Origin of the sequence: Erythrobacter alti (assembly GCF_037996805.1) — a bacterium.
In the GTDB taxonomy this organism is placed as follows: Bacteria; Pseudomonadota; Alphaproteobacteria; order Sphingomonadales; family Sphingomonadaceae; genus Alteraurantiacibacter; species Alteraurantiacibacter alti.
In genome coordinates, this window is record NZ_JBBNAX010000002.1 from 91,596 (window position 1) to 117,237 (window position 25,642).

At 58.5% G+C, this 25,642-nt stretch carries 19 protein-coding genes; 10 read left to right on the forward strand and 9 right to left on the reverse strand.

What is annotated here, in order from left to right; genetic code table 11:
- Positions 1-433 precede the first annotated feature (433 nt).
- Entirely contained in the window at positions 434-6,475 is a 6,042-nt protein-coding gene (locus AAC850_RS03900; RefSeq protein ID WP_340587311.1) for an autotransporter outer membrane beta-barrel domain-containing protein, read from the reverse strand.
- Positions 6,476-6,815: 340 nt separating this feature from the next.
- On the opposite strand from AAC850_RS03900, the gene AAC850_RS03905 reads away from it, so the two are divergent.
- Positions 6,816-8,462, forward strand: a complete 1,647-nt coding sequence (locus AAC850_RS03905; protein WP_340587312.1) for a hypothetical protein — start codon at positions 6,816-6,818, stop codon at positions 8,460-8,462.
- A gap of 182 nt (positions 8,463-8,644) precedes the next feature.
- Here the strand turns inward: AAC850_RS03905 and AAC850_RS03910 are convergent, their stop codons facing one another.
- The 4 genes from AAC850_RS03910 to AAC850_RS03925 form a co-directional block, all read right to left on the reverse strand.
- A complete protein-coding gene (locus AAC850_RS03910) occupies positions 8,645-9,373 on the reverse strand; it encodes a FadR/GntR family transcriptional regulator (protein ID WP_340587313.1) in 729 nt (242 codons plus the stop codon).
- A 90-nt stretch (positions 9,374-9,463) separates the two neighbouring features.
- Positions 9,464-12,583: a TonB-dependent receptor gene (locus tag AAC850_RS03915; RefSeq protein WP_340587314.1), complete on the reverse strand. Its 3,120-nt coding sequence runs from the start codon at positions 12,581-12,583 to the stop codon at positions 9,464-9,466.
- A 486-nt stretch (positions 12,584-13,069) separates the two neighbouring features.
- Positions 13,070-13,402 carry an ArsR/SmtB family transcription factor gene (locus tag AAC850_RS03920; protein WP_340587315.1) on the reverse strand — a complete coding sequence of 111 codons (333 nt, stop codon included), beginning with the start codon at positions 13,400-13,402 and terminating at the stop codon, positions 13,070-13,072.
- Positions 13,399-14,046: a peroxiredoxin gene (locus tag AAC850_RS03925; protein WP_340587316.1), complete on the reverse strand. Its 648-nt coding sequence runs from the start codon at positions 14,044-14,046 to the stop codon at positions 13,399-13,401. The genes AAC850_RS03920 and AAC850_RS03925 overlap by 4 nt, the downstream gene beginning before the upstream one ends.
- A 74-nt stretch (positions 14,047-14,120) precedes the next feature.
- On the opposite strand from AAC850_RS03925, the gene AAC850_RS03930 reads away from it, so the two are divergent.
- The 9 genes from AAC850_RS03930 (at position 14,121) to AAC850_RS03970 (ending at position 21,991) form a co-directional block, all read left to right on the forward strand.
- On the forward strand, positions 14,121-15,053 hold the full coding sequence (locus AAC850_RS03930; RefSeq protein ID WP_340587317.1) for an MBL fold metallo-hydrolase: 933 nt from the start codon (positions 14,121-14,123) through the stop codon (positions 15,051-15,053).
- Positions 15,054-15,091: 38 nt separating this feature from the next.
- Entirely contained in the window at positions 15,092-15,514 is a 423-nt protein-coding gene (locus AAC850_RS03935; protein WP_340587318.1) for a YeeE/YedE family protein, read from the forward strand.
- A complete protein-coding gene (locus AAC850_RS03940) occupies positions 15,511-15,930 on the forward strand; it encodes a DUF6691 family protein (protein WP_340587319.1) in 420 nt (139 codons plus the stop codon). Before AAC850_RS03935 ends, AAC850_RS03940 begins: the two co-directional genes overlap by 4 nt.
- Entirely contained in the window at positions 15,930-16,340 is a 411-nt protein-coding gene (locus AAC850_RS03945; protein ID WP_340587320.1) for a protein tyrosine phosphatase family protein, read from the forward strand. Before AAC850_RS03940 ends, AAC850_RS03945 begins: the two co-directional genes overlap by 1 nt.
- 19 nt (positions 16,341-16,359) lie before the next feature.
- Positions 16,360-17,583: an NAD(P)/FAD-dependent oxidoreductase gene (locus AAC850_RS03950; RefSeq protein WP_340587321.1), complete on the forward strand. Its 1,224-nt coding sequence runs from the start codon at positions 16,360-16,362 to the stop codon at positions 17,581-17,583.
- Between the two features lie 19 nt (positions 17,584-17,602).
- Positions 17,603-19,360 carry a SulP family inorganic anion transporter gene (locus tag AAC850_RS03955; protein WP_340587322.1) on the forward strand — a complete coding sequence of 586 codons (1,758 nt, stop codon included), beginning with the start codon at positions 17,603-17,605 and terminating at the stop codon, positions 19,358-19,360.
- A gap of 62 nt (positions 19,361-19,422) precedes the next feature.
- A complete protein-coding gene (locus tag AAC850_RS03960) occupies positions 19,423-20,865 on the forward strand; it encodes a cytochrome ubiquinol oxidase subunit I (protein WP_340587323.1) in 1,443 nt (480 codons plus the stop codon).
- Positions 20,865-21,860 carry a cytochrome d ubiquinol oxidase subunit II gene (cydB, locus tag AAC850_RS03965; RefSeq protein ID WP_340587324.1) on the forward strand — a complete coding sequence of 332 codons (996 nt, stop codon included), beginning with the start codon at positions 20,865-20,867 and terminating at the stop codon, positions 21,858-21,860. The genes AAC850_RS03960 and cydB overlap by 1 nt, the downstream gene beginning before the upstream one ends.
- On the forward strand, positions 21,860-21,991 hold the full coding sequence (locus AAC850_RS03970; RefSeq protein WP_340587325.1) for a DUF2474 family protein: 132 nt from the start codon (positions 21,860-21,862) through the stop codon (positions 21,989-21,991). Before cydB ends, AAC850_RS03970 begins: the two co-directional genes overlap by 1 nt.
- On the opposite strand, the gene glpD is transcribed toward AAC850_RS03970, so the two are convergent.
- From glpD to modA, 4 genes are read right to left on the reverse strand one after another with little or no spacing between them, the layout of a single operon-like run.
- Entirely contained in the window at positions 21,977-23,473 is a 1,497-nt protein-coding gene (gene glpD, locus AAC850_RS03975) for a glycerol-3-phosphate dehydrogenase (RefSeq protein ID WP_340587326.1), read from the reverse strand. The genes AAC850_RS03970 and glpD overlap by 15 nt on opposite strands.
- On the reverse strand, positions 23,470-24,147 hold the full coding sequence (locus AAC850_RS03980) for an ATP-binding cassette domain-containing protein (RefSeq protein WP_340587327.1): 678 nt from the start codon (positions 24,145-24,147) through the stop codon (positions 23,470-23,472). The genes glpD and AAC850_RS03980 overlap by 4 nt, the downstream gene beginning before the upstream one ends.
- A complete protein-coding gene (gene modB / locus AAC850_RS03985; RefSeq protein ID WP_340587328.1) occupies positions 24,137-24,832 on the reverse strand; it encodes a molybdate ABC transporter permease subunit in 696 nt (231 codons plus the stop codon). Before modB ends, AAC850_RS03980 begins: the two co-directional genes overlap by 11 nt.
- Complete coding sequence (gene modA, locus AAC850_RS03990) at positions 24,829-25,608, reverse strand: molybdate ABC transporter substrate-binding protein (RefSeq protein ID WP_340587329.1); 780 nt, start codon at positions 25,606-25,608, stop codon at positions 24,829-24,831. Before modA ends, modB begins: the two co-directional genes overlap by 4 nt.
- Positions 25,609-25,642 lie beyond the last annotated feature (34 nt).

The following is a 25,642-nucleotide window of genomic DNA, read 5'->3' on the forward strand; positions in this document are numbered from 1 at the left end:
TCGAGCCAATGCGCTTTGGTCAGGAAAATGATCTGACTAACAAACTGACGGCTTTGGGTGGCCCTTGGGTAACCCACAAAAGGCCGCAAAGCGATCATAGTATATATCTGAGATCATATGTTTTTTCTTGGTCGCTGACTTGAATTCGTAATGATGGGGTCAGAGGTTCGAATCCTCTAAGCGGCACCACCACTTCCAGTAGTGAACTTCGAAGCTTGCGGCTGAAAGGCCGTTCGGCTGGTTGCGCGTTTGGGTCCTGCTTGGGAAGCTTTCGGTAGGGTTGTCGCCCATTCACAAACCAAGCTCGCCAGCCCTTTTCGGATATCAGGCGAGCGTGGGACGTGAAGTCTTATTGATTTGATCTGCAATATAATTTGGCAGGTACGAAAATGCGGGACCCGAAGGCCCCGCATTCTCATTGTCAGTCAGTCGATTAAAAGCCGATGGTCACACCAGCGTTGACTCCTGCGATGTCCAGATTGCCGCCGGTTGAATAGCTACCGCGCAGGAACGCGCCCGAGTTTGCCGCGATGTCAGCAAACAGGCCTGCACCAATTGTGAAGTAACCTTCCGGATCGACTCCTTGCAGACGGAAGCTGTTCCCTTGTGCGCCAAGGAAGGCAACGTCACGATGCGTGCTGTAGTCGTCGTCAAAGCTATAGGACACAGTCAGTTCTGGACGTAGGGTTGCCAGACCGGTCTGGAAAGCCGTGCCTGCCTTGAGGCCAAGTGTTGGGGTGAACGAAGTTTCGTCTGCCCCTCCGACCACCAGCGAGACAGCGCCCGCACCTTCTTCTGTGAAACCATCGAGATCGAATTTGCGGAACGATACCTGTCCGAAAGGAGCAACCCAGCCACCCCCGAAATCGAACGTATAATCGACCCGCAGATCGCCACGCAGTTCAGTACTGTCGAATTCGGCAAAAGCGGTACGCGACATGGTCGGCATGACACGCGACGCATTCCAATCGGTCCAGCCGTAAACCAGATCAGCACCCACGCCAAAGTTGCCAATGGCGTGATTGAGGTAGGCACCAACCATCCAGGTGTCAGCTTGCGTTGTCAGCAATCCGCCTCGAGCATCTGCATCGATCCGGCCATAGCCAAAGCCGAGGCCAATCTCACCATTGCCCGTTGCTACACCGAAGCCGGCGGAGCCACCGTAATTGTCGGCATCGATGTCGCTTGAACCGACTGCAGAGTCACCTTCGATCTCAACAAAATCGCCCGAAGGTGCGAACCAGACGTTGAACCCGCTGGCACCCTGCGGGACGCGCCGTGTGCTGATCGCATCGACGAAAGGAGCGGTTGTCTCCAGTGTCGTGAGCGAACCGTAGAACTCACCCGAAGCAAGTTCGTTAAGCGCAGTGGTAACTTCTGCCTCTGTCAGCAGAGTATCAAACGCAACGAAGATGTTGGCCAGGTCCTGAGCCAGAACGAACGCGTTGCCATTGGCTCCGATCCCACCGGCCGAGCCAGCGCGGATCGTAGCAACAACGTCCGGAAGCGCCTGACTAAGCGCTGTACCAGCTGCGATCGAATTCTGATTGTCCCCTACTGTTTCGAAGCCCGCGCGGTCAGCGCTAGCGAACACAATGGTCCGCCCGCCTTCATTGCGGGTAGCGAGATCGAAAGTGACAAAGTTGGACGCCGAATTCACAACCACACCAGCATTGGCCGTAACCGAGCCGGAAACGCTGGCGATGTCTACGGTTTGCCCATCGGTGAACAGGCCACCGGTTGGCGAAACCAGTTGCACGGTTCCTCCAAGATTCAGGTCGCCGTCCACAGTCAGGAAGCTTGTGCCAAGGTCAGCAAAGGCCTGACCGAACGCATGCTCAGGCGTCGTGAACAATCCAGAACCCAGTGGGATCTCCTGCACGGCCAACGGGTTGGTCGACAAGCTTACACTGGAGAATGCCGGATCGGTCACTCTGACGAGTGTTGGGGTAATCCCAAGGGTCAAAGTACCGCTGCCGGACTGGACGAAGTTTCCGTTCTGGTAAACCTCGACCCCGTCAATTGCACTGACAGACGCGTTGGTACCGAACAGCGGCGCAGGCAAGGTAACACGCGATCCGAGAACCAGGCTGCCCTGGTTGCTCGTATTACCGCGGATCCCGAAAACGCCGTCGGATGCTGTCGCCAACTGGATTTCACCACCGGTGATGGCGAAAGTCCCTACGTCGAAAGTGTAATCCGCAGTGCTGTTGGTGTTGCTGGCGGGAGCGAAGTCCGTGCCTGTGATCAGGAACACGCCACTTCCGGTTTTGGTAACCGTATCGACACCCAGGACACGAGCGCCGCCAGCGTAACTCCACAGATCACCCATAAGAGCAATTTGTGGATCAACGTCGCCGAAGGAGTCGCCGAGCTGGTCGATCGCAGTCTCACCCAAGCCGAGATATCCCGAGCCGTTGAGATTGACATTGGTCATGGTGAAACGCTCACCGGTTTCCTCGTCATACTCAGCGATCACGCCGCCACCGGTTACCGAACCTGCGTTCAGATCGATATCGGCCACGATGTTGCTCGTTTGCACACTGTCGTCGATGTTACCGAATGCGCCTTCGACGAAGATCGTTCCGCCAAGAAGGCCGTTCTGTTCGACGGCGTAACCCTGCTCAAGAGCGGCTGCGAGATCGAGCACTTCCTCTTCGCCAAGCTGGGTGAAGGTATCGGTGGACTGCGTCGTGTAATTGTCGACACTTGCACCCAGGGTCAGATCACCGCGAAGCACGCCGTTGTTTACGACAAGACCGTCAACCGCGGCTACAGACGCATCGCCGGTAACTAGGCCGTTGTTTGTCAGCGTAGCTGAGCCGCCGTTGGCTGCATAAGTGCGATCCGTGACGTCGACCTGTGTGATTTCCCCGATCTCGGAAGAAGTCCTGCTTTCGGAATAATCCTCGAACAAGGATTCCACTGCGATGGAGCCGTAGAGTTCACCGTTGTTAGTCGCCTCAGCAGAAGTCGGGCTCAGCACGAGAACGAACGAGTCATCCCCATTGAATGATGCGCCGCCGTCGTAACCAATGCGTCCGTTATTAACGAGCGAGCTATCCCCGCCGACAATCGTCGAAGTGAAGGTCGACATCCGACCGGTCACACTCGTGCCGGTGAACATGTCGTCACGGGTGGACGTCGTATCCGAGAAGTAGTCGCCAACCTGCATATATCCGCCATTGGTCGAAGCCAGCACACTGCTGTCGGCTCCGATATCAACGGACGAACCGCTGCGACCGATAACAACGACGTCGCCGAAATTGGCCGGAACATCGCGATCACTCGCATCTACAACTAGGCTGGCAGTACCGCCTGTTGCCTGGGTCGAACGCTGTTCCGAATATGCTGTGACTACACCGTTCGTGCTGGTCTGCTGATAATCGTAGCTGGTATCGCTACCGGAAGCGCGAACGCTGATGCCATTTCGCACCTGTCCAGTAACCGTTGCATCGGCGTTGCCGGCATCGGTGAAGAGCGACAGGCTGTTGCCACCGGCACCGGAGACATCGCCATATTCCAACGGGTCCTGATCGCCGACACCAATCGTGCCCTCGACCAACGCCGAAACATCACCGCCCGACGCCGTATTCGTTTCCGAATAGTCGATGTCCTGGACTGTGACGTTGCCAGTCGCCCCGGCAATAACATCGGTGAGCGTTGTCTGCGTGAAACCGTAAGCGGAATATTGGCTTGTCTGCGAGACCTGGCCGCCGACCGTACCTTCCTGCGAGAGCGAGAATGTGTTGGAACCGCCAGCGCCGTTCAGGAAGACCGATCCACCCACTGTGCCCTCGCCGATCGCGACAGACACATCGCCATCATTTACGAAACGCTGCAGTTCGCGGGAATAGTCTTCGGACCTGCCCACGAAGACACCGTCTTCATCGTATTCTACTGCGACATCGTAAGTCTCGGAATAATCGTATCCGCCAAAACCTTGTGCGGTGACGGAGAGATTACCTTCGATCTCACCCCCATTGCCGATCTGCGCATCTGCCGAACCTGTCGCATAGAGGGAGGCGCTTCCGGTAATCAGACCACCGTCAACGACGAGTGTGGAATTGCTGTCCGACTGTGTATTGGTCTCGTCATAGACATAAGACCGGTTGAAGCTGCGCTGGTCGCCATCTGCATCAAACACCGATTCCTGCGAATTCACATAATTCCAGGAGTATTCATTTCCAGAAGCATTTCCATTGAAGCTGCCGAAAATCGTTCCGCTAACAATTGCCGAGCTGTCGCCATTGGCAGATTGCGTAACCGAACCATCACTCGCGCCGCCGAATGGAGGTGCGAACTGCACCGCGCCATTGGTGCCGGCATACACACCCGTTACGTCGCCGCCACTCGTGGCTTCACTGTAGCTGGAGGAATTGTCCGTCGTAATGGTTCTGCCGCCATCAACACCGGGCACGAACACATTGGTGGTCAGCGATTCCGAAGCAAATTCAGTGTCGAAAGCCCGGCTTTCGGCGTAGGTCGTGCCAATTACCGCACCTTCATTGGTAACACTGGCGCTGCCAGCTCCACGCACGGAGACAGATCCTGTCACCAATCCGCCAGCAGCGTTGGCAAACTCAGCATCGCCGCCCAGATTTGTGAACGAATTTCCGTTCGAACTTTCCGATACCGACGTGACAACACCGGTGGCAGCGTCCGTAGAAGAGGTAAAGCTGGACGCATTGAAGCGGTCGTTCATGCTCATTTCTGCGAAGACATCGACATTGCCGTTGATACGTCCCGCATTGGTGACAGTCGCCGATGCGTCGCCATTGGCCGCGACTGTAATCGGTGAATTTGCATCAAGACCGATCAGACCGCCTGCTGCGTTATCGACCGATGCGTTGCCGCCTGTATCTTCTGACTGCGAGAAGCTGCTGAAAGTGCTGTTTCCTGCACCGTCATTCGTAGAGGTCTGGCCGTTCGACGAAGCAGTGCCCTGCGAAGTCGCGAATACAGACTGGGTGACTGTACCGGCATTGCTGACTGATGCGTCACCGTTGGCAAAAGCACTGACCGACGCATTGGCTACGCCAGCGTCGCCAATGGAAACAGACGCATCTCCACCTGTTGATTGCGATGAGTTTTCGAACGTGAACGAGTTTTCGCCCGTCGCACTGTCAAACACACTTTCCTGTTCGGATGCAGTATCTGTGTACGAGGAATTGGCGTCGATGAATGAAGTGTTGTCAGCAAGGCCGACAGTGCCATCAACACTCACGTCCGCGCCGCCAACACCGTTGGCGCTCACGCCGCCGGTTATGGCACCCGTTTCCCCAACGGAAACAGCTGCAACGCCGCCTACGTTGGTGTTGCTGCTTTCAAATGTGGATGTACTGACAGTTCCAACTGTGGAACCGGAGTTCACCGTCAGGGAATCGCTACCAGAAGAATTTACGAAGACATTGGCAGGCGTATCGGCATTGCCAACTACACCATCGATTGAAACTTCAGCACCCTCGAATCCTGAGGCGTTGATCGTGCCGCTGACAGTACCGGTTGCGCCGACATTGACGTCAGCCCGTCCACCAGTAGCGGTAGTCTCGGTGGTGTCAGAGAAGCTTGAATCGGTTCCATCGCTGACGCTGATTTGCGTACGAACCTGATCGGTTCCACCTGAGAACGCCTGAACTTCGTCAACTTCGGTGCTTGAGCCAACCGCACCATCGATATCGACGGATACATCGCCATTGCCGACAGCCAGGATGCGGCCGGTGTTAGCATCCGCGCCGAGCGCGACTGCGATTGCACCACCTTCAATGGTAAAGCCAGAAGTCGTCGTCGTAGTGGTTGTCGTGCCTACCGTTTCTGTCGTTGTTTCGGTGGGCGACGAAACAAACTGCTGCGAAAACAGGTTCACATCCCTCAAATCGGACGCATCTGTGGCCGTTGCCGCGGTACCGACATCGCCATCTATCTGAACGTCGATGTCACCGCGCGTGCTAAGTTCGACCGCCGGATTGAAGTCGCTGTCGATATCGCCGGTGCTGGTGAATGAGATATTGCCTTCCGAACTTGTGAAAACAGAAATGCCGTTACCCAACATCCCGCTGTTCGAGAAGGTCATGTCCCCGCCGACGTTGTAGACTTCCACTCGATCTGAAATCAGACCGGTGTTCGCGAGATCGAAAGTATTGGCGGCACTTGCGGTGTCACCGAAATACAAGACGCCCACCCGCGCCGCATCAGTGCCCACGTCGCCGTCGTTCTGGACCGCGACTTCACCTTGCTGAGGCACGAATACCGTTGAGCCGGGCTGAGTAACGTTGGCATCCGTAACTATTTCCAAAGTAACATCGCTACCGCCTGCAGCAGCAAGGGCGGCATTTACTTCTGCAGCTGTACTATCTGCTGTGCAGGTTACATTCGAGCCATCGACATCGCAGGCCGCCATCGCGGGTGTAGAGATACCGGAAACGAGCGCCGCGCTTGCAACGCCGAGTGCCAGCTGAGTTTTCTTCGTAAGCATATAAGGCCCCTAGACTATTTAGAGAAATTGATTTCCCCCCCTTGGCGGATGCCACGGGGTTTCCAGGGCGGCTATCAGCCAGCCGTCGCTCTCAAATCGCTCCGTTGGCGCTCGTGAAACGATCCAAAACCGTGAAAAATTCTTCTATCTCCAGAATTTTGCTTCCGTTTGTGAAAAAGGTTAACTAGGCCTAATATCAGATAGATGAAGCTGCGGACTGGGGGGCCACGCAGTGGGAGGTCGCGCTCCACATAGAATAAATTATGCTGATTATTCGGCAGGGGGGAGTTTTGTGCGTAGCGATATTAAGGCGCGGTTCTATTTGTTAGGACCGCCAAGGTTGGAGACTGCCGGAGGTGAGCAGATCGAGATTACCAGCAGGAAGTCTATGGCTCTTCTGGCTGGTCTCGCGACTGCAGATCGCTACGAGTGCTCTCGCGTATGGTTACAGCAGATGTTGTGGGGGTCCCGCGCGCAGAAACAGGCGCAAAGTAGCTTTCGAAGAGAGTTGTCAAATCTCCGCAAGGTTCTGGCGAAACACGGACTGGATCTGATTCGCACCGATACGCGCAGAGTTATCCTTGCACACGAAGACATCTACATCGACGTCCGAGATGACATTTGTCACGAGAACCAAGGTGAATTCTGCGAGGGCCTGGACCTTGCGAATGAAGAAGGGTTTGAAGACTGGCTTCGGGAAACACGGGCTTTTCTGAAGGATAATCTCGGCGCGAAGTCCGCAGCTCTTCCCTCAGCTGCATCGAAATTGGCACCACTCTCAAGTTCGCGATTGATCGTCATGCCGACTGTTTCGCTCACGGAGACGTCATCAGCGAAGTCACTTGCAACTCGAGTTGGCAGCTTAATTTCAGATCGCCTCTCGCGAATACGATGGCTTCCGGTTGTGTCGGCCGGGTCAGGCTTCGAGCTAGGTGGAGCAGAGGATTCGAGTGAAACGAATTCCGACAAATCTGAGGGCTGTTATCTCGTCAACACCGAGGTTGTGGCGACCCGCAGCGAATCTACAGTTAATTTCAGATTGCTGGAAATGCCTGGTGGGATCGTACGTTGGAGCAGCACGCGAACCTTCAAGGGCAACATCGAAGGTGGTCTTTTGCGCGCCGAAATTGAACGGGCGGCAAATTGCCTGAGTGTAGTTTACGACAATTGCCAACAGCGCCGTTTCGTGTCGGAGCAAAGGTTTCGGGAAGATCATATCAACGATCTTAATTGGAGGATCCGGTTCCTTCTCAACCAGGCAACCCGAAAATCGCTTGATGAAGCTGACAGGCTCACAAAACGAGCAGAAGAAATAAACCCAGAACATGACGAATTGATCATGCTGCGCGCTCATTTGGAGTTGGCGAAGCACTGGGCTTCGGGAAGCGATCCTAAAGATTCTTCGCATCTCATGCCATTTGTTGGCGCCGCAATCCGCGCCAACCCAGCCGACGCCCGGGGCCCTCTTCTTGAGGGTGTCCTCGACACGTGGAGGCAGATCGGCCCAAATGCCGTCGAGCAGTTGAAATTTTCCATTGAACTGGACCCCAGCTGTGGGACTGCATTTTCACGCCTTGGGAAAGCATATGCACTCCTCGGCGACCCTGAAGCCGCGCTTGAGCCTCAGCATCATGCATTGTTTCTGACGCCGCTCGATCCAATCCGCTTTGTCTATCTTGGTGGACTGGCCATGACATACTGGATGCTGGAGCGTTATGAAGAGGCACAGGAGGTCGCTTTGCGCGCCCAGACCACACATCCGAGATTCCTTTTTGCCCATTTAATGGAAACCGCATCACTAAGTGCGATGGGTCGTTGGGACGAAGCCTCGCAAGCGCGCGCAAAGTTGCTTGACAGCCAACGCGCTCGTTATCGCTTGCTGATCGACAAACTTCCCTTTCACGATCCACGCTGGAACGAAAAGTTGCGAGGTTTGGTCGATTTCCAACATGGCGACAGTTGCCTCGACGCTCAGGCCTCTGGCTAAGCCATGGTGTAAAGATCAACGCGGTTGCGATAGGGTTGTCGTTATTGCGCGCTTTTCAAGAACCTCTTCCAAGGTTTCGTAAAGTCCGGGTCAAGGTTCGAATCCTCTAAGCGACACCACTACCTTTCAATGAATCTGCCATTGTGATGGTGGAGACGTTGCTTGCGACAGCAACAACCCAGCTAGTGTTGCATGAGGAACCGCTCACGCTCTCGCGCGCTCGCCGCACGCGTAGCAGCGAGGGCTTCCCGCTCCATGCAATCGAGGCGGAACGTCAGAATATCGTAGAAATGGCTGCGCATTGCCTTGCGCGCACCAGCCGGATCATGATCGGTCATGGTTGAAATCACATCCGAGAAGCCCCGCTTCACCAATTGAAGATAAGCAACTTGCCCGTCATGATCGGGAACAAGGCTCGCGGCCTTGAAATAGGCGTGGATCAAATGGTCGATCGAACGCGTCAAAGCGACATTTCCGGTTGCTGCCGCCAGTGTCTGGTAGAAGACCTGTTGTGAATGACGGGCATGTTCCCAATCCGCGCCGGTCGCATATTCCATCAGCTCGGCCAAGGTGGCTAATTGCTCTTGCGTAATGTTGTGAGCAGCCAGCGCAGCCGCGCCGGACTCGACCACGCTGCGCGCTTCAAGCAATTCCAACTCGTCCAGATCTTTCAATGGGTCGATTTCAGGTCTGAACGTGGCGGCCACGGTCCTGCCCCTGCCCCTGTTTATAGTGATCCATCCCGCCGATTCGAGAGCCACCTCTGCTTCGCGCACCGTCGAGCGACTGACCGCGAGCATTTCCGCAAACTTCCGTTCGTTTGGCAGGAACGCGCCGGCCGGAAGGTTCTTCTCGGCGATGTATGCGAGGATCTGTTCCGCGACTTTGAGGTAGAGTCTCGATTGCATCATCTCTCACCGGGTGAGGTGGCTGGATACCATCCTGATGGATCGAAAATGACAGGTGCGCCGCTGTTTTATTGGCGGCGCACCTGCGATTTTTTAGAAGCGTACCCGGACGCCCGCGTAATACCGCGGTCCGTAGACAGAGATCGCACTGAAGCCGTCTTCGGTGGGTCGCAAGTCCGTACGCGGTTCGTCGAAGAGGTTCAGACCTTCAAGCGAGAAACGCACGTTACGATTGAGCGCATAGGAAATACGCGCTTCGAAAACGCCGGTGTCGTCCGTGTAACGCACACGGCCCGGGGTCGATACGAACTGCTGGAAGTAGCGGCTACGATACTTGTAGACGCCCTGCAGTTCCAAATTGCCGATCTCGTAGAACGCCTGTGCAGAGAGCACGTGACGCGAGAAACCGAACAGGCCAGCCGGCGGGATCAACGCTTCGCTGACACTCGTGCTGCCGTCGGCATTGACCGTCGTGATCGCCCCCAGCGTATCGTCCTGGAATTCGAAATCGGTGTCTGCGAAATTGTAGCTTACCTTGAAACCCAGGCCATCGAGCGGCTGCGGCAGATAGCTCAAACGGTGCGATGCGGTCACTTCAACGCCGTAGATCGTCGAAGTGTCGTCACTCGTGTTGACCGTGGTGACGAGCGTTTCGAGATCCTGACCATCGACGGTGAAGGTTTCGAACCGGCCGATGGTCTCGAACCCGCCGTTGAAGCTCTTGTAATAGCCGCCGACTGCAAGGATCGAGTCAGGATCGGGATACCACTCGAGTGCGGCGTCAAAGTTCCACGACAGCAGCGGATCGGTGAACGGGTTGCCGGTGGCGTTGGCGGTGCCGACCGCGTCGGCGACCGAGAACACCGGCGATCCGTCATCGACAAGCGCGTTGAACGTGCGGCCATAACCAAGGTTCGACGGATCAGGCCGCGACAGCGCCCGGAAGACCGCGACACGGCCCAGCAGGTCCGGAGTCAATTCTGCGGTGAGGTTGAAGCTCGGCAATACGGTCGTGTAGGAGCTTTCGCCAACAACCGTAGACAGCGACGACTGGTCTTCGACGATATCGGTCAGTTCACCGGTCGTTCCATCGAAAACTGCATTCAGCTGCCCGCGGAAGCCACGCGAGGCCACATCTGTCCTGATCACGCGCACACCGAGATTACCCCTGATCGGAGTGTCCCCGATTGCGCTTTCGAAATTGGCTTGCAGATAGCCGGCGTAGGTGTGCTCGGTGACATCGGAGTTCTGGATCGAGTCGAAGTCGCCGCTTGGCGCAACCGCCACACCGTCCTCGTCAAAAGACAACTGGCCAGTCGGATTTTCGCGCTCAAGAACCTGCGCGAGGCAGATTGCGTTGAATGTTGCAAAGGTATTGGTCGAACCGATTACATTGCCCGAAGTGTCAACGATGGTGATGAGGTCATTGCCACCATTGACCGATGACATGAATCCGCTTTCCGGAAACGGCGTACGACATTCCTGGTTGGCAGTAGCGAGAGCCGCATTACTGTAGACATTCTCGAACCGGCTGGTGCCGGTCGCCGCACCCGGCACATCGCGATAGATCAGGCGCTGGTATCGGCCGCCAGCTTCGAAGGACGAGAAGAAGCCATCCATTTCGTAGCTTGCGTCGGCCCGCACGGCGAGGATCGAGTTGAAGCGATCCTGCTCCAGATCGTTGCGCAGACGGGCGTTGTCACGGAACAGGTCGTGACGGTTGGGGTCGAATTCCTGCACCACGAAATTGAGCGTTTCGGACCCGTTCTGGCGGATCAGATAGGCGGTTTCGATCCGGTCGTCCGATGTATTGCTGTTGCTGTTCGGATTGGTGAAATCGCTTTCACGAGCACGCGGGTAGCCTGCCGGATTGCCGAAGATATCCAGCTGGTCGCGGATGCGCTGGCGGATCTGCACGCCTGTTTCAATACGCTGGGTCTCGGAATAGGAAACATCCGTGCCCACGGTCAGGCGGTCGCCTAGCTCCAGATCCAGTGAGATACCACCACCATAATACTCTTCCGAACGGACGAGATATTCGCTGTTTGTCTCTACACTGGTTTCGCCGGTGAACTGCAACAGGTCGCCGAACTCGCCAACGATCAGCGGGTAGCCTGGAATGAAGGTATTGGTGTTGACCTCGTTCGCACCATCGATGCGGCGCCCTTCGGAGAAATTCAGATCGTTGCGCATCTCACGGAAAGTGCGCTTCGAATGCTGGAAATCGATGTTGATGTCGGCGGTCGGCGAAGGCTGGTACTGCAAGGCCGCAAAGATGGCATCGCGCGTATCGTCAGTGATGTTCTGGCGGTACGAATAGCTGTTCTGGGCGATGACGAAATCTTCGGTCCCGGCCATGCTGGGCCGCGGCGAGTCGCAGTTGTTATCGTCGTAGACGCCAACGCTCGTATTGCTCGGATCGTTCAGACAGTAATTGACCGTGTTGCTGACATTGGCTTCCTGCTCGGGGTTGGTCTGCTCGTTGCGCGAGAAGCCCAGCGAAATGCCTAATTCGCCGAAATCGCCCAGTTCATACTGGTCTACATAACTCACAGTGCCGCGATATCCGAGGTCCTGGAAACGCTGGTCTTCGTCGATGTCGAAGTTCTGCGGGTTGTAATTTACCTTCAGCTCACCCTGGATGCGTGTGCGGCCGTAATCGAGCGGTCGCACCGTCTCGAGCACGATCTGGCCTGCAACACCGCCTTCGATCAGGCTGGCAGACTGGGTCTTGTAGATTCCGACCGTGCTGAACAGTTCGGACGGAAACTGGCTGAAGTTGACCGAGCGGTCACCGCTGCCATTGGATGCAGCTCGTCCATTGATGACGGTGGAGCCAAGGAATGGGCCGAGGCCGCGGATCGAAATTTCGGTCGCGCCACCCTGCTCGCGGTGCGAACCAGCGCCGGTCAGCGTTTCGAGCGCTTCACCGATGGAAAGTGCCGGCAGGTCGCCGATTTCATCCGAGCTCAGCGCATCGATGATCAAATCGTTGTCGCGCTTGGTGCTGATAGAATCCTGGATCGTCGCACGGATACCCGACACGACAATCGTGTTGGAATCGCTGTCCGCCTGATCGCTCTGCTCGGATTGATCCTGAGCCTGTGCCGCCGCCGGGATTGCCAACACGGCAATCGCCGTTCCGGCAAGCAATTGAGATGCCAAGCGCACAGGACGAATCCCGGCGCGGCCTGCGCCAAACCAATAACCCATTAACCTTCTCCCACGTTTGTGATTCGGCTTGGTATGTATATTGGTCGCCCAATGACGCAAACCAATTTGCGCAAATGGACGGGTTGAAAAAGCGGCCATCCCCTGCTACTTTGACCTTGTCAAGATTGTAGTCATGTATGCATGATTTTGAGAATGCGCTGTTTTACAACGCAAATTATCCTGCAATTTGGCGTCTTGTTCTAATTTTGCCACACATCGTCAAATTTGATAAAAATGCGCTTGGTGAAGCGTATTCGAGGTCAACGCGGGGCTGAAGCGCCCGCGATTGAGCCATTTTTGGCTTTTTCCTCACGCCATTCTGGCGCAGTCTGCGTCAGTCACCCTTCGCAGCCAATTGGTATTACCATATAGGGCCATTGGTCTGACCAATTTGAGAGGTCACGCTCGATGGTTCAACCGGCGGCAGTTACGGTTTGATGGGCCGTGGTGATCGCGTGATGGCCGACGCAATACGGGACTGTCCGATCAATATATCCGGGCGAAATTAGCTGCACCATCGGACCTCGCTGGTCGGTCTCCAGCCTCAAGTTCTTTCGGAGCGAAGGCGCCTATTTCCTGCGACAATCTCGCAAACTGCTCATGCGCCAAGCGGTAATAGACCAGCTTTGCCTCTTTGCGTGTTTCGACGAGATCTGCCTTGCGAAGCACGCCCAGCTGTTGTGACAATGCAGGTTGGCCGATACCCGCAGCCGCCTCTATTTCGCCGACATTGCGTTCCCCAGCGGTAAGTGCCTGCAGGATTCGATAGCGCAGCGGATGGGCAATGGCCTTGAACTGGTCAATCAGAACGTCAGTCATGAGCCGCGCCCTTCCGACAGGTCTTTCAGGAACCAGCCGGTATCATCTGCCGCGCCAAACACGGCATCGAGATCGTTTTCAGGAATTTGCATGAGCGGGGACCCCGGTGTCCAGTTTGCGGGCGCAAGGCCACCCTTCTCGTCAATCGCCTGCAGTGCATCGAGCATGCGCAGCATCTCGGGGATCGAGCGTCCGACATTGGACGGATAGCAGGTGGTCGCGCGGACCGTCCCTGCGGGGTCGATGAAGAATGTGGTGCGGACAGTAGCACTGTCATTGTCCTTTGGCGCGACCATCCCGAATGCCCGCCCGATAACGAGTGTGGGATCTTCAATTATAGGAAAGCGTACTTCGACATCGAAGCGCGACTTGATCAGCCGCAGCCAGGCGTAGTGCGAGAACAGGCTGTCGACCGAAAGAGCCATCAGGGCGCAGTCGCGCTTGGCAAATTCAGGCTCCTGCCTCGCCAGCTCCACGAACTCGGTCGTGCACACGGGCGTGAAATCGGCTGGGTGGGACAACAAGATGAGCCAGCGCCCCCGGTAGGACGAGAACCGGACTGGACCAACAGTACTACGGGCCTCGAAATCCGGCGGCGTGTCGCCGATGCGCAGGGGGCTGATCGATGTGCCGTTCGGGTCCATTTCGATAGATATACACCTTGACAGATCAAAGGCAATACATATACATATTTTATGTAATCACAGGGAGATGACGCATGAGTCGTCCAGACGAAACCCTCCAGGCAGCAACAGACCAGATAATCCGCGCACGCGATTCCAAGGCCTTGCGCCCGACAATTGCGGGATTTTTCGATGAGGCCACGAATACCGTCAGCTACGTTGTCAGCGATCCGCAGTCCAACGAGGCTGCGATCATCGACTCGGTACTCGATTATGAAGCCGCGTCAGGGCGGACCTCACACGGATCAGCTGATCTCATTATAGAGTATGTTACTTCTAATAATCTGAAAGTGAAGTGGCTGATCGAGACCCACGCACACGCCGATCACATTTCCGCCGCGCCCTATCTGCAAGACAGGCTGGGCGGAAAGCTGGCCATTGGTGAAGGTATCACCCGTGTGCAGGAAGTCTTCGGCAAACTGTTCAATGCCGGTACCGATTTCGAACGCGACGGCTCTCAATTCGACATGCTGTTCACCGATGGCGACACTTTCGAACTAGGGGGCATCGAGGCAATTGCGCTGCATGTGCCCGGTCATACGCCCGCAGACATGGCCTTCATCATCGGCGATGCCGCGTTCGTGGGCGACACGATCTTCATGCCCGATTTCGGTACCGCGCGTGCCGATTTCCCCGGTGGCGACGCGCGGCAATTGTATCAGTCGATCCGTCGCTTACTGTCCTTGCCGGATGAAACGCGCCTGTTCCTCTGCCATGATTACAAGGCACCGGGCCGCGAGGAGTACGCATGGGAAACCACCGTAAAGCAACAGCGTGAAGGCAATGTCCATGTGAAGGACGGCGTCACCGAGGACGAATTTGTCGCCATGCGCACGGCGCGAGATGCTACCTTGGCGATGCCCGAATTGATCATGCCATCGGTGCAGATCAATATCCGCGGCGGTCGCCTACCGGAACCGGAGGATAATGGAGTGAGCTACATCAAGATCCCGGTGAATGCCGTATGACCCTTCCCTTGCTACTCTTGCCGGGATTTCCTGACGCCATGCCGCTTGCAGGACTCGGCGGCGGTATTTTGATCGGCCTCGCCGCAGCCCTCATGTTGCTCGGAATGGGCCGCATTGCGGGTGTCTCCGGAATCGCAGGACGCGCCACCGGCATTAGCGACTCCAGCATGCCGAAATCGAGCGCGTGGCTGTTCCTGCTTGGCCTGCCGCTCGGCGCCCTTCTGGTGGTTGCAGTCAAAGGCAGCTTCGACCCGATCTTTGCAAGTCCATTGACGCTAATCATCGCGGGATTGATTGTCGGGGCAGGAACCAAGCTTGGCAGCGGATGCACCAGCGGTCACGGCGTTTGCGGGATGAGCCGGTTGTCACCGCGCTCTCTCGTGGCGACCGCTACCTTCATGGCTGCCGGCATCGCGACTGTTGCCATCATGAATGCCCTCGGGCTGGAGGTGCTGCGATGAGCATTCGCCAATGGCCCGTCCTCCTCGCGGGAATTCTTTTCGGTGCCGGCCTGACATTGGGCGGAATGACCGAACCTGCGCGAGTACGCGGTTTCCTCGATATCTTCGGCGAATGGGATCCGACGCTGGCCTTCGTGATGGGTGGCGCGGTGATCGTCATGGCCATTGCATGGCTGTTCCAGCCGCGCATGGCGCGTCCCTTGTTCGCTGACGCATTCACCCTGCCCACGCGCCGAGACCTGACCGGCAAGCTGATCGGCGGCTCGGCACTGTTCGGCATTGGCTGGGGTATCGCAGGTCTATGTCCGGGCCCAGGTGTCGCTGCGCTTGCGATAAAGCCTGCATCCGCCGCAATCTTCGTGGCCGCAATGCTGGCAGGCATGTGGCTTATCCGGCTCACGGAAAGGGGCGGCTGATGGACGTTCGCGCTGTCTCGCCAGAATTTGCGGTGGCCCCCCAGATCCAGCAGGAGGATCTCTCCGCCCTGGCCGATCGCGGGTTCGTTACCGTGGTCTGCAATCGCCCCGATGGCGAGGAGCCGGGGCAACCACCGGTAGACCAGATTCGTGCCGCCGCCGAGGCTGCGGGGCTTGCGTTTCATCATATCCCGGTCGCTGGCGGTGCATTTCCCGACGCTTCCATCGCCGCCTTCCGCAAGGTCAGGCAAGAGGCCGAAGGGCCGGTTCTGGCCTATTGCCGATCCGGCACGCGCAGCATCACGCTGGACACGCTGGCCAATCCGGACAACCTATCGCCATCCGAGCGCCTGAACCGTGCCAAAGCTGCTGGCTACGACCTGAGCCCGATGCGCGACACGCTCACCTGAAACCGACTGGAGACCCGCCATGCCCGCTTCGCACACAGTCTTGATCATCGGGGGCGGCGCAGCCGGTATAGCCACGGCATCATCCCTGCTCAAACGCCGCAGCGATCTCGATATTGCTATCGTCGAACCTGCAGATACCCATTCCTACCAACCGGGATGGACCATGGTCGGTGGTGGTATTTTCAAGGCGGAAGAAACGCGTCGCACGATGGAAAGCGTCATGCCTGCGGGCGTGACATGGATCAAGCAGTCCGCGGTCTCCTTCCAGCCCGATCGCAACCAGGTCACCCTGGAAGACGGTTCAGCCGTAACTTACGATGCGCTTGTCGTTGCTCCGGGCATCCGTCTCGCATGGGAAAAAGTGGATGGACTGGAAGACGCGCTCGGCAAGAACGGTGTCACCTCCAATTACAGATATGACCTTGCGCCCTACACCTGGGAACTGGTGCGCAGCCTGAAATCGGGGCGGGCCATTTTTACCCAGCCGCCTATGCCGATCAAATGCGCTGGGGCACCGCAGAAAGCCATGTATCTGTCCTGCGATCACTGGATGCGGAGCGGTGTCCTCGACAACATCGATGTCGAGTTCCGCAATGCGGGCGGAGTGCTGTTCGGAGTTGCCGCCTACGTCCCCGCCTTGATGGACTATGTCGAGAAATACGACATCGCGCTGGAATTGGGCAGCAATTTGATTGCCGTGGATGGTTCGGGGCAAAAGGCAACTTTTGCGACCGAAGCTGGCGAGGTGACATGCGATTTCGACATGCTGCACGTCGTACCCCCGCAGGTTGCTCCGCAATTCCTCGCCGACAGTCCCTTGGCTGGCGAAAGTGGCTTTACCGACGTTGATCAGCACACGCTGCGTCATGTGCGATACGACAATGTCTTCGGCCTTGGCGATGCGGGCGGAATGCCCAATGCCAAGACTGCCGCAGCGGTGCGCAAGCAGGCTCCGGTCGTTGCCGTGAACCTGTTGCGCCAACTCGGCGACAAGAACCCCAAGGCCGGATATGACGGATATGGTTCGTGCCCGCTTACCGTCGAGCGCGGCAAGATCGTGCTCGCCGAGTTCGGATATGACGGCAAGCTGCTGCCGAGCTTTCCCAAGTGGCTGATCAACGGCACACGTCCGCAGCATTTGTCATGGATATTGAAGGCCGACGTGCTGCCGTGGGTCTACTGGAATGCCATGCTCAAGGGCCGGGAATGGCTCGCCAGCCCTAAAGATAAGTCCGCGTCATAAGTATCAGGGCGAATTGATCATGCTCTCCCGCTTTTTTCCGATCCTCGAGTGGGGCCGGACATACGACCGAAACGTCCTGTCGAACGATCTCATGGCGGCATTGATCGTCACGATCATGCTCATCCCGCAAAGCCTGGCCTATGCCCTGCTGGCAGGCCTGCCGCCGGTCGTCGGCCTTTATGCGTCGATCCTGCCGCTGGTCTTTTACGCGATTTTCGGCACAAGCCGCACGCTGGCGGTGGGACCGGTAGCGGTAATTTCCCTGATGACGGCATCGGCGGCGAGCGCGGTGGCCGATCAGGGCACGGCTGCCTATCTTGAAGCGGCCATAACCCTTGCCGCGCTTTCGGGCATCATGCTGGCGATCCTTGGCCTGCTGCGCGCGGGCTTCTTGGCCAACCTCCTGTCCCATCCGGTCATCAGCGGCTTCATCACCGCATCGGGCATTCTGATCGCGACCAGCCAGCTGAAGCATATCCTCGGCATATCTGCAGGCGGCGACAATTGGCCCGCCATGCTCGGATCGCTCGCGCAATCTATCGGCCAGACCAACATATGGACCCTCGCGATTGGCGTATCGGCCACGCTGTTCCTGTTCTGGGTGCGCAAGGGGGCGAAGCCAGCCTTGCAGCGCCTCGGACTGCCGGAGCGTCCTGCCGATATGATCGCGAAGGCTGGGCCAGTGCTGGCAGTCGCACTCACTATACTCGCCGTGCTGGCTTTCGGACTGGGCGAACGCGGGGTAAATCTGGTGGGTGCAATCCCGCAAGGACTGCCGCCTTTTGCCCTGCCCTCCACAGATCTTGCGCTGATTGAAAAGCTGTGGGTGCCGGCGCTGCTGATCTCGATCATCGGCTTTGTCGAAAGCGTCTCGGTCGCACAGACTTTGGCCGCCAAGCGGCGACAGCGAATTTCGCCGGACCAGGAGCTGATCGGGCTTGGAGCCGCCAATGTCGCGAGCGCCTTTTCGGGCGGCTATCCGGTCACCGGCGGCTTTGCCCGCTCTGCGGTAAACTTCGATGCCGGGGCGCAGACCCCTGCTGCCGGAGCCTACACTGCGGTAGGTATTGCACTCGCCACGCTGTTCCTTACGCCGCTGCTGTTCTCGCTCCCGATCGCAACGCTCGCCGCGACGATCATCGTTGCCGTGCTGAGCCTTGTCGATCTCAAGACGCCGGGCCTCTTGTGGCGCTATTCCAAGGCTGATTTCGCTGCGCATATCGCAACAATCGGCATTACCCTGCTCGCTGGGGTCGAACTCGGCGTGATTGCAGGCGTCGCCGTCGGCCTGTTGCTATATCTCTGGCGCGCTAGCCGACCGCATGCAGCGATCGTGGGCCGTGTCCCGGAAACCGAGCACTTCCGAAATGTCGACCGCCACGACGTGTTTACCGTGCCGCATGTCCTGTCGATCCGCGTCGATGAGGCGCTGACCTATCTCAACGCCCGCTGGCTTGAGGAATTCGTACTGGAACAGGTCGCCGATCGCCCCGCCGTGCGTCACGTCATCCTGATGTGCAGCGCGGTGAATGAAGTAGACGCATCTGGGCTGGAAAGCCTCGAAGCGATCAATCATCGACTCGGCGATGGCGGCATCGGGCTGCATTTGTCCGAGGTCAAAGGCCCCGTCATGGACAGGCTGAAGCGCACGCACTTCCTCGAGGATCTGAACGGCAAGGTCTTCCTGTCGCAAGACCGCGCTTTCGCCGAGGTTTCGCGGGACACGGGAGAGCCACCCCCGCCGGTCGATCATTATCTGGCGCGGGGCATGATCTAGACGCTGCCAGCCGGTGCAAACAATTCAACAAACTGGGCTTCGAAAAGGTGTAGGACGCGGTCATGTTTGAACAGCTCGACGCATTGATGCTGGCCCGGATCCAGTTTGCTTTCACGATCAGCTTTCATTTCTTTTTCCCAGCATTCTCCATCGGCCTGGCAAGCTACCTCGCCGTGCTCGAAGGACTGTGGCTGAAGACCGGCAAGCAGGTCTATCTCGACCTGTTCAAATACTGGCTCAAGATCTTCGCCATCGCCTTTGCCATGGGCGTCGTCTCGGGCATTGTGATGAGTTACCAGTTCGGCACCAATTGGTCGGTCTTCTCCGATCTTGCCGGGCCGGTGATCGGGCCGCTGATGGCCTATGAAGTGCTGACCGCATTCTTTCTCGAGGCAGGGTTTCTCGGCGTCATGCTGTTCGGCATGAACAAGGTTGGCAAGAAGCTACACTATACCGCCACTTTGATGGTCGCTTTCGGCACCTTCGTGTCCGCATTTTGGATCCTGTCGGTCAACAGCTGGATGCAGACGCCAACCGGGTTCGAGATGGGCGCGAACGGCCAGTTCCTGCCCGGCCCAAGCTGGTGGGACATCGTGTTCAATCCCAGTTTTCCCTATCGCCTCGTGCACACGGTGATGGCAGCCTATCTCACCACAGCCTTCGTGGTGGGCGGCGTGGGCGCTTGGCACTTGCTGAGGGACAAGGCCGACCCGCACGCCCGCAAGATGTTCTCGATGGCAATGTGGATGGCGGCCATCGTCACCCCGGCGCAGATCGTGGCAGGCGACATGCACGGGCTGAACACGCTCGATCACCAGCCCGCCAAGGTCATGGCGATGGAGGGCCACTTCGAAAGCCACCCAGACGGTGCCCCGCTGATCCTGTTCGGCATCCCCGACAGCGAGGCCAAGACCGTCCGCTACGCGATCGAAATCCCGAAACTGTCCTCGCTGATCCTGCGCCACGATTTCGACGCGCCGATGGACGGGCTGGATACTATTCCGGATAACGAAGAGCCGCCGGTCGGCACGGTTTTCTGGTCGTTCCGGATCATGGTGGGGATCGGTTTTGCCATGCTGGGAATCGGCTTGTGGAGCCTGTTCGCGCGCTACCGCGGGCGGCTGTATGATTGGCCATGGCTGCACCGCGCCGCGCTGGTGATGGCGCCTTCGGGCTTTGTTGCCGTGCTGGCGGGATGGATCACCACCGAAGTCGGTCGCCAGCCCTATGTGATCTACGGCCTGTTGCGCACCGCCGATGCCGCCAGCCCGCTGGACGCCCCCGCCGTGGCAGTATCCTTGCTCGCCTTCATCCTCGTCTACTTTGCGGTATTCGGCGTGGGCGTGTGGTACATCCTGCGCCTGATGAGCAAGCCGCCGCACAGCGGCGAAACCGGCGTGAAACGCGGCGATACCGGACCCATCCGCACCGCCGGCATTACGCCCGGCCCCACGCAGAACCCCGGCCATGACGAGACCTTGCCGACCGAAGAGGAGGACGTTTGATGGACCTTACCGTCATCTGGGCCTTCATCATCGCCTTCGCCGTCTTCGCTTACGTTGTGATGGACGGCTTCGACCTCGGCATCGGAATCCTTTTCCCGACTTTCGAAGTCGGTCGGGAGCGCGACCGGGCGATGAATTCCATCGCGCCGGTGTGGGACGGCAATGAGACATGGCTAGTGCTTGGCGGAGGCGGGCTGTTTGCCGCTTTCCCGCTTGCCTATGCTGTGATCCTGCCCGCCACTTATCCGCTGATCATTGCCATGCTGCTGGGGCTGGTGTTCAGGGGCGTTGCGTTTGAATACCGTTGGCGCGATCCGAACCACCGCCGGCTGTGGGACTTCGCCTTCTCGGGCGGTTCGCTGGTCGCGGCAATGGCGCAAGGGATGACGCTGGGCGCCTTGCTACAGGGGATCGAAGTCGTCGACCGCGCGTACGCCGGAAGCTGGTTCGACTGGCTTACGCCCTACACCCTGCTGTGCGGCCTGGGGGTTGTTGCAGGCTATGCACTTCTCGGAAGCACGTGGCTTATCTGGAAACTGGACGGAGAAGGCCAGGCGCATTCACGCAAGCTCGCCTTGCGCGCTGCTGTGGCAACAATCGTGCTGATGGGCGCGGTGAGCCTCTACAACGTCACGCTCAATTCCGAATATGCCGAGCGCTGGCTGACCGCACCGGAAATCTATTTCGCCGCTCCCGTGCCGATCCTGACTGCCGCCATCGCATTCTCGATGGTGCGCGCAATCACGCGCGACCGTAACAGCAAGCCGTTCTGGCTTGCCATTGCATTGTTCTTCTCCGGAATGGCAGGGCTTGGCGTGACGATGTGGCCCTATGTGGTGCCGCCCGGCGTAACCATCTGGGATGCCGCCGCTCCCGAGCGCAGCCAGGTCTTCATGCTGGTCGGGGTGATGATCACGATGCCGCTGATCATCGCCTACACGGCCTGGGCCTATTGGGTATTCCGCGGCAAGGTGGACGATGAAGGCTATCACTGATGGCCGCGCCGGAAGAACCCGAAGGCCCGTTGTGGAAGCGCCTCGCGTGGATGGCCGCAATCTGGATTGGTAGCGTCACAGCACTCTGGCTGGTCGCGATGATCATCCGGTATTGGCTAGGCGTCGACTGAAACGCGGCTTCCGAACCATTGCGATATCCTCGACTGTGCTGCGTCATCGAGATGCAGGCCAAGCTTGCTGCGCCGCCACAGCGCGTCGTCTGCCCCGGTCACGAACTCCTCGCGCACAAGGTATGCCAGCTCCGCCGCGTAGAGGTCGCCGCCCAGATGTTCGCCCAGATCATCCAGTCGCTGCGCCTCACCAAGGATGCGGCCTAGTCTCGTCCCGTAGGCGCGCGCCAATCGCAGCACGCCGCTGGCGGGGAACCACGGGTATCGCTCCCGCTGATCTGCCACGAATTGATCGAATTCCTGCGGATCGATGTCCCCGCCGGGAAGAGGCTCACTCGCGGTCCAGCCCTGCCCGCCTATCGAGCCGAGCTTCTCGATCGCATGTTCGGCAAGCTTGCGATAAGTGGTGATCTTGCCCCCGAAGATCGACAGGATCGGCGCGCCGCCATCCTTGTCCAGTTCGAAAACATAATCGCGCGTGACCGTGGAATCGTTCGAGGACTTGTCATCATAAAGCGGTCGCACCCCGGCGTAGCTCCACACAGCATCATCGGGCGTGACATCGCGGCGCAGATACTCGTTCACCGCTTTGCAGAGATAGGCCGCCTCCTCGTTCGAAATCGCAATCCCGCCAGCATCCCCGGAAAATGCCTTGTCGGTCGTACCGACAAGCGTGAATTCCCGCTCGTACGGGATGGCGAAAATGATGCGGTTGTCCTTGTTCTGGAAGATGTAGGCGTGATCGCCCTCGAACAGGCTCGGAAAGATCAAATGGCTGCCTTTGACGAGCCGCAGATTGCCGTGTTCCTTGCCCGGTATGGCCTTGCCGAGCAGCGCATCCACCCACGGCCCGGCAGCGTTCACCACGGTTCGCGCCTCGACCTGCCGCGTGCCAGCCAAGTCCTGCACGGTCGCAACCCAACGATCTGCCCTGCGCTCGAGTCCGGTGCATTCGGTATGGGTACGGATGTCAGCTCCGTGTTCACGCGCGTCCATGCAGTTGAGCACAACCAGCCGTGCATCCTCGACCCAGCAGTCGGAATATTCGAAACCGCTTGTCAGGCGATCTTCCAGCACGGTGTCATGCGGAGGCTGGGTCAGATCCACCGATTGCGACGGTGGAAGCAGTTTGCGGCCACCAATATGATCGTAGAGAAACAGCCCCAGCCGCAGCATCCACTTGGGTCGCAGACCCTTGTCATGCGGCAATACGAACCGCAACGGCCAGATGATATGCGGCGCGATGGCAAGCAGTCGCTCGCGCTCGATCAGGCTCTCGCGCACCAGCCGGAATTCGTAGTGTTCGAGATAACGCAGACCGCCATGCACCAGCTTGGTGCTGGACGATGAGGTGTGCTGCGCGAGATCGTCTTTTTCGACCAGCAAGACCTTCGCGCCGCGTCCCGCAGCATCACGCGCGATCCCCGCGCCGTTGATACCACCGCCGATCACAAGCAGGTCGTACAGGTTCGTCTCTTTCAAAGGTCTCGCCTTCCGGTGCTGGAGCTGACCTGTGGCGTGTCGGTATCCGGCGCGTCAAGTTTCACCACTTCACCGGCCAGCCTGTCGACTTCGTCTGCCGAATGGCTGACCAGCAGGATAGGAATGTCGAGAGTATCGCGTATCCGTTCGATCAGCGAGGCAAGCGCTTCGGCACGATCAGGGTCGAGCGAGGCCAGCGGTTCGTCGAGGAGCAGGAAGCGTGGAGCTGAGAGAAGCGCGCGTGCGATAGCGACACGGCGGGTCTCGCCGCCTGATAGGGTGGCGGGCCAGCGCCCAAGCAGGTCCTCGATCTGGAGCAATCCGGTGACATTGCTGCGCGTTATCCAGCGCTCGGCAGGGGCCGCCAGCTTTTCACCATAGGCCAGATTACCCTCCACTCGCAGGTGTGGGAAAAGGCGGGCGTCCTGGAACACGTACCCCGCGCGCCGCTTTTCGGGCGCGATGTCGCAGTGAGTACTGGAATCGAACAGGAAATTACCGGCCACCGCAATCCGGCCAGAGCTGGGTTTGAGAAGGCCTGAGATGGCGTTGAGCACGCTCGTCTTTCCCGCACCGGACGGCCCAACCAGCGCCGTCAATTTCGCGCCGGATGCAAAGGCACAGGCGATCCGCCGCTCGCCCAAGGTCAGCTCGATGTCGACATCAAAGGACATGTGCGCGGCTCCCTTGCGAGCGGCGGACCAGCCATTCGGAGACCATCAGCGCGCCGAGCGACAGGATGATCGAGATCACCGCAAGTCGGGCGACTGCATCCTCGTTTCCCGGCACCTGCAGCCCGCTATAGATTGCCAGTGGCAAGGTGCGCGTTTGTCCTTCGATGTTGGCGGCAAAGGTGATCGTCGCGCCGAATTCGCCGAGCGAACGGGCGAAGCCGAGCATTGCTCCCGCCGCAATGCCGGGCAGGCTGAGCGGCAGGGTGATCGTGAGGAACGCCCTGAAAGGTGAAGCGCCCAACGTCCGGGCCGCCCCGACCAGTCGCCGGTCCACCGCCTCTATGGACAAGCGCATCGCGCGCACCATCAGCGGCAGGGCCATGACCGCCGCGGCTATGGCTGCTCCCAACCAGTTGAAAACCAGGGTGATCCCGAATGCCGCCTCGAGCCATGCGCCGACTGGACCATTACGCCCCAGCACGATCAGCAGCAGCCAACCCGTTACGACCGGCGGCAGCACAAGTGGCAAGTGGATCGCCGCATCGAGCAGCATCCCTCCCGGAAACCGCCGCCGGGCGATCAGCCATGCCAGCGCATAGGCAATCGGCAACGTCACAAGCACCGCAACGAGACTGACCCGCAAGGACAGGGCGATCACCGCCCATTCGGCTGTCGAGAGGATCACGGCGCCATCTCGTATGGGATAAACCCGTGAGCGGCATAGATATCGTGCGCGGTGGAGCTGGAAAGGAACTGCAGGAAGGCATCGGTTTGCGGGTGCCGCGCAGAAGACAAGCGGGCGGCGGGGTAAACAATCTCCGGCGTGTCGCGGAAGTCAAATGTATCCACGATATGCACGCTGCCGGATGCTTGCGCATCGGTTGCATAAACTATCCCGAAGCGTGCCTCGCCAGCCTCTACCAATGCAAGAGCGGCGCGGACATTCTCGGTTGGAACTATACGGTCCATTATCGCGTCCCACAGGCCCAGCGCGCCCAGCGCCGCGCGACCATAGCGGCCCGCCGGAACAGATTGCGGATCGCCCATCGCCAGCCGCCCGCTGCCCAGCACTCGCAAGCTTTCGGTTATCGAACCCTTGCTGTCTGCCGGACTGGCCGCGATCAGGACAAGCGCATTGCCAACAAGCACCCGCCGCGTTCCAGATTCGACCAAATTGCGCTCGGCAAGCCAATCCATCCATGCGGTATCGGCTGTGATGATGATGTCTGCCGGAGCCCCGCGTTCCGCCTGCCGCACCAATGCCGCTGTCCCCGCGAAGGAAAGTGCCGGACGTTCATGGCCATCGCCCTCCCACGCATCCGCCACCGCTTCCAATGCTTCCTGCATGCTCGATGGTGCCAGCACGGTTGGACCATCAGGCTCGCCTGGAGCGCAGGCGGAAAGCATGAGGGCGAACAGCAGGCCCGGCAGCAGTTGCGCAAGGGAATAGAGGGGCCGCATCGGCGGGACTGTAGTTTGGGGCACGAAAGCCGTC

Excerpts from the sequence above, each read along its gene's own strand:
- AAC850_RS03945 (WP_340587320.1), top strand. The coding sequence starts at position 15,930 with ATGGACGTTCGCGCTGTCTCGCCAGAATTTGCGGTGGCCCCCCAGATC.
- AAC850_RS03925 (WP_340587316.1), bottom strand. The coding sequence starts at position 14,046 with ATGGACCCGAACGGCACATCGATCAGCCCCCTGCGCATCGGCGACACG.
- AAC850_RS03920 (WP_340587315.1), bottom strand. The coding sequence starts at position 13,402 with ATGACTGACGTTCTGATTGACCAGTTCAAGGCCATTGCCCATCCGCTG.
- AAC850_RS03980 (WP_340587327.1), bottom strand. The coding sequence starts at position 24,147 with ATGTCCTTTGATGTCGACATCGAGCTGACCTTGGGCGAGCGGCGGATC.
- AAC850_RS03950 (WP_340587321.1), top strand. The coding sequence starts at position 16,360 with ATGCCCGCTTCGCACACAGTCTTGATCATCGGGGGCGGCGCAGCCGGT.
- AAC850_RS03935 (WP_340587318.1), top strand. The coding sequence starts at position 15,092 with ATGCCGCTTGCAGGACTCGGCGGCGGTATTTTGATCGGCCTCGCCGCA.
- cydB (WP_340587324.1), top strand. The coding sequence starts at position 20,865 with ATGGACCTTACCGTCATCTGGGCCTTCATCATCGCCTTCGCCGTCTTC.
- AAC850_RS03915 (WP_340587314.1), bottom strand. The coding sequence starts at position 12,583 with ATGGGTTATTGGTTTGGCGCAGGCCGCGCCGGGATTCGTCCTGTGCGC.
- AAC850_RS03960 (WP_340587323.1), top strand. The coding sequence starts at position 19,423 with ATGTTTGAACAGCTCGACGCATTGATGCTGGCCCGGATCCAGTTTGCT.
- AAC850_RS03900 (WP_340587311.1), bottom strand. The coding sequence starts at position 6,475 with ATGCTTACGAAGAAAACTCAGCTGGCACTCGGCGTTGCAAGCGCGGCG.
- AAC850_RS03910 (WP_340587313.1), bottom strand. The coding sequence starts at position 9,373 with ATGATGCAATCGAGACTCTACCTCAAAGTCGCGGAACAGATCCTCGCA.
- AAC850_RS03930 (WP_340587317.1), top strand. The coding sequence starts at position 14,121 with ATGAGTCGTCCAGACGAAACCCTCCAGGCAGCAACAGACCAGATAATC.
- AAC850_RS03970 (WP_340587325.1), top strand. The coding sequence starts at position 21,860 with ATGGCCGCGCCGGAAGAACCCGAAGGCCCGTTGTGGAAGCGCCTCGCG.
- modA (WP_340587329.1), bottom strand. The coding sequence starts at position 25,608 with ATGCGGCCCCTCTATTCCCTTGCGCAACTGCTGCCGGGCCTGCTGTTC.
- AAC850_RS03955 (WP_340587322.1), top strand. The coding sequence starts at position 17,603 with ATGCTCTCCCGCTTTTTTCCGATCCTCGAGTGGGGCCGGACATACGAC.
- AAC850_RS03940 (WP_340587319.1), top strand. The coding sequence starts at position 15,511 with ATGAGCATTCGCCAATGGCCCGTCCTCCTCGCGGGAATTCTTTTCGGT.